Origin of the sequence: Desulfosporosinus sp. I2 (assembly GCF_000960765.1) — a bacterium.
Classification (GTDB): domain Bacteria; phylum Bacillota; class Desulfitobacteriia; order Desulfitobacteriales; family Desulfitobacteriaceae; genus Desulfosporosinus.
This window is the reverse complement of sequence record NZ_JYNH01000165.1, coordinates 1-9977: the sequence shown is the minus strand read 5'-3', so window position 1 is coordinate 9977 and position 9977 is coordinate 1. Positions and strand designations below refer to the sequence as shown.

10 protein-coding genes and 4 tRNA genes are annotated in these 9977 nt (G+C 41.7%); 12 read left to right on the top strand and 2 right to left on the bottom strand.

Annotated features, from left to right (window positions below; translation table 11 throughout):
• From UF75_RS27655 to UF75_RS22575, 10 genes are all read left to right on the top strand, one after another.
• Positions 1-196, top strand: a 196-nt coding sequence (locus tag UF75_RS27655) for a heparan-alpha-glucosaminide N-acetyltransferase domain-containing protein (protein WP_156146567.1), incomplete at its 5' end; no start/stop codon positions are given.
• Positions 197-298: 102 nt separating this feature from the next.
• Positions 299-1225, top strand: a complete 927-nt coding sequence (locus UF75_RS22615) for a hypothetical protein (RefSeq protein WP_045576795.1) — start codon at positions 299-301, stop codon at positions 1223-1225.
• Between the two features lie 111 nt (positions 1226-1336).
• Complete coding sequence (rph, locus tag UF75_RS22610; protein ID WP_045576793.1) at positions 1337-2062, top strand: ribonuclease PH; 726 nt, start codon at positions 1337-1339, stop codon at positions 2060-2062.
• Complete coding sequence (locus UF75_RS22605) at positions 2059-2664, top strand: XTP/dITP diphosphatase (protein ID WP_045576792.1); 606 nt, start codon at positions 2059-2061, stop codon at positions 2662-2664. Before rph ends, UF75_RS22605 begins: the two co-directional genes overlap by 4 nt.
• A gap of 132 nt (positions 2665-2796) precedes the next feature.
• A tRNA-Pro gene (locus tag UF75_RS22600) sits at positions 2797-2873 on the top strand.
• A gap of 124 nt (positions 2874-2997) precedes the next feature.
• Positions 2998-3074, top strand: a tRNA-Arg gene (locus UF75_RS22595).
• Positions 3075-3092: 18 nt separating this feature from the next.
• A tRNA-His gene (locus UF75_RS22590) sits at positions 3093-3168 on the top strand.
• Positions 3169-3587: 419 nt separating this feature from the next.
• Positions 3588-4835, top strand: a complete 1248-nt coding sequence (locus UF75_RS28645) for a DUF5667 domain-containing protein (protein WP_052693547.1) — start codon at positions 3588-3590, stop codon at positions 4833-4835.
• Positions 4836-5112: 277 nt separating this feature from the next.
• A complete protein-coding gene (locus tag UF75_RS22580; protein ID WP_045576791.1) occupies positions 5113-5409 on the top strand; it encodes a hypothetical protein in 297 nt (98 codons plus the stop codon).
• A gap of 122 nt (positions 5410-5531) precedes the next feature.
• Positions 5532-5615, top strand: a tRNA-Leu gene (locus UF75_RS22575).
• Between the two features lie 59 nt (positions 5616-5674).
• Here UF75_RS22575 and UF75_RS22570 read toward each other — a convergent pair.
• Positions 5675-6055: a DUF4363 family protein gene (locus tag UF75_RS22570; RefSeq protein WP_045576790.1), complete on the bottom strand. Its 381-nt coding sequence runs from the start codon at positions 6053-6055 to the stop codon at positions 5675-5677.
• A gap of 6 nt (positions 6056-6061) precedes the next feature.
• The gene (locus UF75_RS22565; protein ID WP_045576789.1) at positions 6062-6766 is read right to left on the bottom strand and encodes a DUF421 domain-containing protein; all 705 of its coding nucleotides are present in this window, start codon (positions 6764-6766) and stop codon (positions 6062-6064) included.
• 525 nt (positions 6767-7291) lie between these two features.
• Between UF75_RS22565 and tig the strand changes: the two genes are divergently transcribed.
• Positions 7292-8575, top strand: a complete 1284-nt coding sequence (gene tig / locus UF75_RS22560; protein ID WP_045576788.1) for a trigger factor — start codon at positions 7292-7294, stop codon at positions 8573-8575.
• 45 nt (positions 8576-8620) lie between these two features.
• The gene (gene clpX, locus UF75_RS22555; protein ID WP_045576787.1) at positions 8621-9913 is read left to right on the top strand and encodes an ATP-dependent Clp protease ATP-binding subunit ClpX; all 1293 of its coding nucleotides are present in this window, start codon (positions 8621-8623) and stop codon (positions 9911-9913) included.
• The last annotated feature ends 64 nt before the right edge of the window (positions 9914-9977 follow it).

Sequence of the window (9977 nt, the reverse complement as noted above, 5' to 3'; positions counted from 1 at the left end):
GTATGTAGGAATGACTTTTTTAGGTATTTTAGCTTATCGGCATTTTTATAATTTATCGATACCAAGATTTTCGTTTCAGCTAAAATCTAGACCGATTCTCTGGTTAAGTCGAAATTCATTGGGTATCTATTTAGTTCATCAGCCACTAATTCTCCTTTTGATTTTCGCCATCCTTTTTATTACAAAAACGTTTTGAGGAAGAGCGAAATTTGGGTATTATTGTAAGCTATCCTGTGAGATAATATATCTAAGCCAAAGCCAAGCCAATAAATTGAAATGGGGGGGCTATTGTTTGGCCATGTTTGTGCACGAGCATTTGATGCAAGCGGTTTATTTTGCTCCGCGAGGGAAGAAACGTCTTCTTTTTCTGGGAACCAATATCCAACAGCGATATTTAAGTCCGGAGGATAAATTGATTGGATTTATTGGAGATGCAGGTGCTGGCAAATCATTGCTGATCCGAGGAATGTTTCCTGGACTCGAACTTACCAACGATGATGATGGTATTAACATTCGACCGTTACCCTTGATGGAAGATGCTGAACGTGGTCACTTTCGTTATCATACCTACCATTTAGATGTTCGCTTTGAGTCCGCGTTTACTCAGCCTTGGAAAATTGCCGAAGCCATTCAAAAAACAATCTCAACCGGGCACCGCGTTGTGATTGAACATTTCGATCTTGTCTATTCCCAGCTGGGGATAAATGCTGAAGTATTGATTGGTGTCGGTGAAGAAGTGATTGTAACACGTCCGACAGTGTTCGGACCAGAGCCACAGAGTATAGCAGCGATTGTTTTTGATTCCATTAAGTATCGTCGCATGGCCCATAGTGCTGAGGATATCACTTCGATGATCTTAGAAGAAATGGGTTTGAAGAAACCTGAAGTGCATAGTGACATTAAACATGGTTTTGTCTTGGAACTGCCTGAAAAACCGGATATTGATCTAGACTTGGTAGAGCAACGTGTCTTGGATTTAATCAAAGCAGATCTGCCTATTTGTTTTGCCAATGACAATCACATTCGAGTGGGGGAAATACTTTATCCATGCACGGGTCCTCGAATTCATATTAGGCGATCCGGCGAGATTAAAGGGTTCCACTTGCTCAAGGAATTCAGGTTTGATCCGATTGCCCAGCTTTATACGATTGCTGGTATTGTAGGCGAAGAACTATCGCCGACCCGGTCGGTCGATTTGTTCGGAGGGTGTAATCGCAATATTTAGCAGCTTCACGAGTTGGGTTCCCTTCTCCTGGCGTTTCGCTTTTGATTCTGATAAACTAAAAACGATAAATGTTAAAAATTGACTTACATGAGGAAAGGCTAGGTTATCAATATGCAACGTTCAAATGGTCGGGCTTATGATGAATTACGAGCTGTGAAGATATCACGACAGTTTACAAACATACCTGAGGGTTCAGTTCTGATCGAGATCGGAGATACTCGGGTTTTATGTACAGCGAGCGTCGAAGAAAAAGTGCCTTACTTTCAAAAAGGGTCAGGTAAGGGTTGGGTTACGGCCGAGTACGCCATGATTCCGCGGGCAACTCAAACTCGGACACAACGTGAGGCAAGCAAAGGAAAGCTGACGGGTCGAACGATGGAAATTCAACGTTTGATTGGTCGGGCACTTCGTTCAGTGGTGGATTTGAAAAAGCTTGGTGAACGTACTATTTGGCTGGACTGCGATGTGCTCCAAGCGGACGGAGGAACCCGAACTGCAGCTATTACGGGTGCCTACGTAGCCCTAGTTGATGCAATTCAGTATTTAATGGAGAAAAAGCTCATTAGAACGAACCCGCTTCTAGATACCTTGGCTGCGGTTTCTGTGGGAAAGGTCCAGGGGCACGCGGTTTTAGATTTAGCTTATGATGAAGATTCCCAAGCAGAAGTTGATATGAATGTTGTGATGACGGGTTCAGGAAAGTATGTCGAAATTCAAGGGACAGCAGAAGATACCCCCTTTGATCGAGCGGATTTAGATAACTTTTTGCAACTCGCGGAAAAAGGAATCCGAGCTCTGATGGATGTACAAAAGTCGGCGGTGGAAACGACCGCATGAAGATTATATTAGCGACTCAGAACCAAGGAAAAATTAAAGAACTCCAAGAACTGCTGGCGGATGAAACAATTGACGTTCTTTCCTTACAAGATATTGAGGAATGGGAAGATGTAGAAGAAAATGGTGTGACCTTTGCGGACAATGCTGCTTTGAAGGCTAGGGCTGCTGTTAAAAAAACGGGGTTGATTGCCCTAGCGGACGATTCTGGTTTAGAAGTTGATGCTTTAAATAATGCACCTGGGGTCTATTCGGCGCGTTTTGCAGGAGAGCCAAAAGACGATGAACGCAACAATGACAAACTTCTTCAAGAATTAGAATCCATCCCAGATGGCAGTCGAACGGCTCGCTTTCGTTGTGCCTTGGTGGTAGTCACCCCTGAGGGGGAAGAATTTCTAACTGAGGGTAGTGTCGAGGGACAAATTTTAAGGCAACGTCGCGGTCAGAAAGGATTTGGCTATGACCCGCTCTTTTACGTTCCAGAGTATGCACGAACCATGGCAGAACTAACTTTGACGGAGAAGAACAAATTGAGTCATCGAGCCCAAGCGTTTCGCAAGGTGATCCCAATACTTCAAGCACTAAAGGGGCATATTATAACCTAGATGAAAAAGTGAAAAGTGAAGAAATAAATGAAAACGAAAAGGCAGAAAATGGAACTGAGAAAAATGTAATAAAATTGTTTTCTATCCTTGACGAATGGATAAAGATGAGCTATACTGACTAAGTCACCAAATCGGGGTATAGCGCAGCTTGGTAGCGCGCCTGCCTTGGGAGCAGGAGGCCGGGGGTTCGAATCCCTCTGCCCCGACCATATTATCGAGGTACGAAGTTCGAGGTTTGAAGTTCGTATTTGCAGTTGTCGGTATGGCAAAAGCTTTTTGCCTTGGTAAGGCTGCAAATTGTAGACCTGGGAGTTTGAGTTGGCCCATTAAGATGCGCCTGTAGCTCAGTTGGATAGAGCATCTGCCTTCTAAGCAGGTTGTCGGGGGTTCGAATCTCTCCAGGCGCACCAAAAATTTCATTTCTTATGGTGGGTGTGGCGAAGTGGTTAACGCACCGGGTTGTGGTTCCGGCATTCGTGGGTTCAAGCCCCATCACCCACCCCATAACGTAAAAGTAACACCGAGAATTAATTCTTGGTGTTTTTGTTTATATTGTTGATTAAACTCATATTAAACAACATGTTATAGAGATATTGATAAGCGCATATTATTAAAAGGCGATGATTATCCAGAAGCCTCACTTTAGTAGAGGGCTTGATATAATTGTAGTTGGGAATAACTTGAAGTTAATGTACGATTTAAATATTGTTAGAATATAAAATGCCAAGAATTTATTTAATTCTTGGCATTTTATTTTTATAGACCCCCTTAAATCAGCTCTTTGTCGCCGTAAGTAGTTATGTAAGGTCGATGCAGATGGATAGTAAACCCAAACATAATTCCAAACGCTGTAAAACATACAACTTTAAGACAATGTTACTATTAAACCACTTCAGTTAAAGAAAAAGAAAAGGGGAAAGTAAATGAAATCGATGAAAAAACAACTTGCAGTTGCCGTAACGGTAGCACTACTGACACTCCCACTAAGTACATCCATGGTTTTCGCTGAAACTACTTTGACAACGACTTCGGACACAACAACCACAGGTACAACAACCACAGACACAACAGCTACAGACACAACAGCCACAGATACAACAGCCACGGGCACAACAGCCACAGATACAACAGCCACGGGTACAACAACCACAGACACAACAGCTACAGACACAACAGCCACAGATACAACAGCCACGGGCACAACAGCCACAGACACAACAACCACGGGCACAACAGCCACAGATACAACAGCCACGGGCACAACAGCTACAGATACAGCAACTACGGACACAGTTACCGGTGCCGATGGCAGTGAAATTACTCCTTCCAATTGGTTAACCACTTTAATTACTAAAATTCAAATTGCTCTGTCGTTTGATCCCGTGCGCAAGGGGGAGTTGAGTGAAAGACTAGCACTCGCAAAATTGGCTCAAGCGAAGAAATTAATGGCAGAAGGAAAGACTGAAGATTCTCAGATCGCGTTAGGTGAATACGCCGATAAAATCACCAAGGCTCAGGAATTCCTTGAACTAGCCAAAGAACCAGAATCTGAACAAGCCAAAAAGCTTGCCCTCGCTCTTACAAATGTTAATTCAAACAATATTAATGTTCTAAGCAATTTATTAGATAAGCTCCCACCGCAAGCTGCGCAAAAATTAGCGCTTAATGTGGTGCGATCTATGGAAAAAGCTGTTAACAAGCTTGAAAAGAAAACGGCTGTAGCTCCAGTAACTCCTGTTGAAACGACAGAAACGTCAACGACTACGCCAACGACTACCCCAACGTCGACGGAATCGACTCAAGTAACGACTTCAGTGGCTAGTGAAAAATCTTTGGAAAAGCAAGCTAAGCTAGCCTTAAAGGACTTTAAAAAGTCGATCGAAGAAAAAGGAAACATTAAACTCGAAAAGGTTGAGCAAGAGACTGATGATATTAATACTAAGGATGATGATACAGATGTGGTTACTCCAGTCGCTCAAGAACCTTCTTCCAGTCAGCCTACGTCTGTGACCATTTCTCCAGCTCAACCTCAGCAGGAACCTACTAGTATTCATTCGCCTGAACCAAGTAATAACAAAGAGCAAGTTAAACCTAAATCGGATAAACAAGAAAAAGAAAAGAGTCAGGATAAGAATGATGGGGGCAAAAAAGGGAATCCTAAAAAGGATTAATTGATAGGAACATTTGAAAACTATAATAATAATTAAAAGCGGCTCTATAGGGGAGTCGCTTTTCCTGTGCTATACATTCATCCAGTCGTGAGACTTCTTATTTCTACAAGTAGGAGTAGCACCCCGTACTCTCGAGTTCGCACTGTCAAACGGACTAAGTGATCTGATTTTCCTAGTTAGAGGTAATACGTGGTATACTAAGGTTAGAATTTAAAAGCTGAAAGTGAATTGTGTTATAGACGGTAGGAAAGACGGTAGGAAAGGCGATGGGAAAGAAATGGGTAAAGCTAAGCCGGATGCGGACGATCTTCGTCGCTTGATTGGTTACACGATGATTACCTTTATGAGTGTGTTTTTGTTTATCCCGATAGTCTGGTTTATTCATCTATTCTCACAGGATCCAGACCTTTATACATATTGGGGTATCTGTTCAGCTTTCCTAGTCGTCTTTAATATCCTGTTTTATTATTGGAGATATCCTGTAAATTGGTTAAAAAATTTGTTAGTTTTGGTGGGTATTAATTTGTCAATTTTAATTTTTGAATATTTTTGGCTGATGCAGAGTGTAGGTTAATACTAATAAGCATGATAAAACAAATTGAGGTAAAACCAATAGCAAAATTGGTAAATATATCAAATGCTTGTCATATTACTTGAACTATGATATTATTTCTTCTGGCACAAGAATTCAATTATGCGGGAATGGCGGAACTGGCAGACGCACTGGATTTAGGTTCCAGCGGGTAAACCGTGCAGGTTCAAGTCCTGTTTCCCGCACCAATAATGAAACAATTAGGTACGCTTGGGAGAACATCTCAGCGTACCTTTAGTTTATTTTTTCAGAATATGTTCTTTACAGTTAACTTAGTAGATTCCTTTAGATTTTCTAGTCGAAGTTTTATTGTAGATAGTTCTACGAGGGAATCTGAAAAGTCTTTCGCTTTAATATAGTTTTCTAACTGCGTTAAGCTAAGGTTAATAGTGTCGATCTCTTGATGATCGAAGAGGATACTCCACCAGAGGTTACTCATTTCCCAACTTTTTTGTGCAGTTGTCAATTCGTTTTTAGCTGATTCCCATTTCCGATTGGAGAGGGATTGTTCGACAATATTAAGTTGATCCCCAATTTTCTGGGTTGTAGTTTGAATGAAGCGATTTGAAGTGATTGAACCAACCAATAATAATAGAATAATGGTTATAATCGTGATTAGGGTGCGCAACGGGGTTCACCTCGCTATATTGTGCTTAGTTTTGGAACGACCCTGCTTGGCTTGCGCGAAAAGGTTACCTGAAGAATCAAGACTTGCTATGAGTACCTCTTCAACGTTCCCTATAGATTGAAGGTTGAGTTCATTTTCTAACCACGTCAGATTTTTATTACTTTTTTCTAAATTCTTGTGATTAAGTTTGCCGTCCATGATAAGGGTTAAGGGTAACCCTTCGTATTTAGGCGTGATCTGAAAATCCTCAGGGATGGTTGACCTTTTCTGAGATTTAGGAAAAACACTTAATTGGCCGTTGTTTTCCAATATGGCAAATTCCACGTCAGCGATATTAGGGACGTTTTTGAGGCGCAGTTCCTCGAGTAGGTCGGTTAGGTTATAACAATTCTTCTTTAATTCCTCTTCAAGAATTTTTCCGCGTTCGATGAGAAGACTTGGCTTTCCGCAGATAATACCTCGAGCTGTTTGGCTTTTTAAGGAAATCCATGCTAAGGTTAGACTTGCAGAGAGAAGGACTAGGATTGGGATGATACCGCTGAGGAGTGGAATACCCACATTCTCACTGGGTACGACAGCTAAGTCGGATATCATGAGAATAACGACCAACTCAAAGGGTTGCAATTGACCGATCTCTCTTTTTCCCATCAGACGAAGTGCGACGATAACTAGCGCGTAAAGAATAAGAGTTCTGAAAACAACTAAAGGCATAACTAATCTCCTTTTTTATACTAGTCAGAAAGTATAACTTCGTTATATACTGCAAGAAGGCTAATACGTGCGAAGACAGTGTCTTCGTCTGGAAGTATAAGGGCAACTAAGGCGGCCGCCTTCGCAAGGCTTGGCGCCAGCCAAGTTTTCTTTATACTAAGAGGGACTCATTGAGTACTAGATTTTTACCTAAATTATTTTGTCCTGAAAAATCAGAGTTATCCAAGCTAAACGCGTTAGATAGATTCGCAAATTGACGTTGCAGATACCTCTATACAATGCCCCTTTAATTCAAGGCATTTGAACTAGTTTAGGCAATTTGATTACGTGTTATAAGTCTGTTATAATTGATTAGTAAATTTTTTGTTCAATTTAGAAAGTCTTAGATTTGTGTCACCATTAAGCTTCTTTAGATGTATTTGGCCTTAGCGGGGGTTTGTAGTCTTGAAAAAACGGTAAGACTATCGAAGTATCCCACAACTGCCTTGCACATAGAGTAAATTAGTCTTTTAAGGGGGAGAATATATGTCAGTCTCGGTAGAGAAATTAGAAAAGAATTTTGTTGCTTTGGAAGTAACTGTAGACTCAGAAAAATTCGTCAGCGCTGTAAACCAAGCAGCCAAGAATTTAGCGAAAAAGGTTAATGTTCCCGGGTTTAGAAAAGGTAAAGCTCCACGCCGTATGGTTGAACTACATGTGGGAAAAGAAGCCCTATATGATGAAGCCTTAGATCATTTAATCGGACCAGCCTATGCAACAGCGGTTATGGAAAGCGGAATCGACCCTGTTGATCGTCCTGAAGTGGACCTAGTACAAATTGAAGAAGGTAAGGATCTAATCTTCAAGGCAAAGGTTATGGTCAAGCCAGAGGTTGAGCTTGGAGTTTACCAAGGGCTTAAAATTGAACAAGATGCAGTGAGCATCACAGAAGATCAAGTTATGGAAGCTCTAGTAAGCAAACAGCAACAACATGCCCGCTTAGTAACGCTTGAAGAAGGCAAGGTCGAAAATGATGATACCATTACCCTTGACTTTGAAGGCTTCGTAGATGGGGTGCCCTTTGTAGGTGGTAAAGCGGAGGGTTATGAGCTGACCATTGGTTCGGGCACCTTTATTCCTGGTTTTGAGGAAGGCCTGCTCGGAACAGAAATTGGACAACATGTCGAAGTCAACGTTACCTTCCCAGATGAATATCATAGTACAGAGCTTGCTGGCAAGGGTGCCGTTTTCAAAACAGATGTCAAAAAGATCCAGCGCAAGGAACTTTCCGCTCTGGATGATGAATTTGCAAAAGATGTCAGTGAATTTGAGACTCTCGATGAATTGAAAAGCGACTTGCGGAATAAATTAATGAAGAGTACCGAATTGAGAATGAAAGATGAACACCTCAAGAAAATCATAGCTAAAGTTGTAGACAATGCTAGTGTTGAGATTCCAGAGGTCATGATTACAGAACGAATTAAGGTTATGGTAGAGGACTTGAATCGTAATCTTACTCAACAAGGCATGACTATGGAGCAGTACTATCAGTTCACCAACACAACAGAGGAAGTTATGCAGGAACGCTTGCGTCCTCAAGCTGCAGAGAGCGTTAAAATGGATTTAGTTTTAGAAACTATTGCCAAGGTAGAAGGAATTGAGGTCTCGGAAGACGAAGTAGATGAAGAGATCAAAAAACTAAGTGAGCTTCATGGACAGGACGCTAAAATGCTCAAAAATGCCCTCATTGCCCGTGGAGAACTTCAGTTCTATAAACAAAGTTTGATCAGCGAAAAGACGGTCAACTATTTAGTAGAGCAGAACACCTAAGATCTACGGCTTGAGGGTGAAATTCTGAGGTATAGAGGTGAGAGGATGGCAAAGTACACCGAAGACAAAAATCAATTAAAGTGTTCTTTTTGCGGTAAAACCCAAGAGCAAGTAAAAAAATTGGTCGCGGGTCCAGGCGTTTATATTTGTGACGAGTGTATTGAACTCTGTAATGAGATCATTGAGGAAGAGTTGACGGACGACTTGGGTGTTGAAATCGGAGACATTCTGAAACCCAAGGAAATTCGGGCAGTGATCGATCAGTATGTTATTGGTCAAGAACAGGCTAAAAAGGCACTTTCGGTAGCAGTTTACAACCATTATAAACGAATCAACCTTGGCATGAAAATTGATGATGTAGAATTGCAAAAATCGAACATTATCATGCTAGGTCCCACGGGTTCAGGGAAAACTTTGCTGGCCTCCACGTTAGCCAAAGTCCTTAATGTCCCCTTCGCAATCGCGGATGCCACGTCACTGACAGAGGCGGGATACGTGGGTGAGGATGTAGAAAACATTCTCCTCAAATTGATTCAAGCAGCTGACTACGATGTCGAGAAAGCGGAAAAAGGCATTGTGTATATCGACGAAATCGATAAGATTGCCCGTAAGTCGGAAAACCCATCGATTACTCGGGATGTCTCCGGAGAAGGAGTCCAGCAAGCCTTACTGAAAATCCTTGAAGGAACGGTTGCTAGTGTTCCTCCTCAAGGAGGTCGCAAACATCCGCATCAAGAATTCATTCAATTAGATACCACGAATATTCTCTTTATCGTGGGTGGAGCCTTTGATGGAATTGAGAAAATTATCCAAAATCGGTCTGGACAAAAGACCATGGGCTTTGGTGCCAATATTCAGAACAAATCTGAAAGAAATGTTGGCGAAGTCTTGAAAGATATTTTACCAATAGACCTTCAAAAATTCGGGTTAATTCCTGAGTTTGTAGGACGTTTACCCGTGATAGTAACCCTTGAGGCTTTAGATGAAGCAGCTTTAGTCCGAATCCTAACTGAACCCAAGAATGCTTTAGTTAAGCAATACCAAAAACTGATGGAACTAGACGGAGTCACTCTTGAATTTAAGGACGCAGCACTTTCTTCGATTGCGACTGAAGCGATTCGAAGGAATACTGGGGCGAGGGGTTTAAGGGCTATTGTTGAAGAACTCATGCTCAACGTAATGTATGATTTGCCCTCGCGCAGTGACGTTATGAAATGCGTCGTCACCCAGGATGTTGTCTTAAAGAAAGAAGAACCTTTACTTGTGATGACGGATAAAGTCAAAAAAAAGCAAGAAAGAAGAATCCGCCTAATCGAGTTTTTAAATCTTGAATCTTGAATAAATGCACCGGAGTAGTCTAAAAGCTACACCGGTGTTTTTTGGTCCAGTTCACTACTTACCT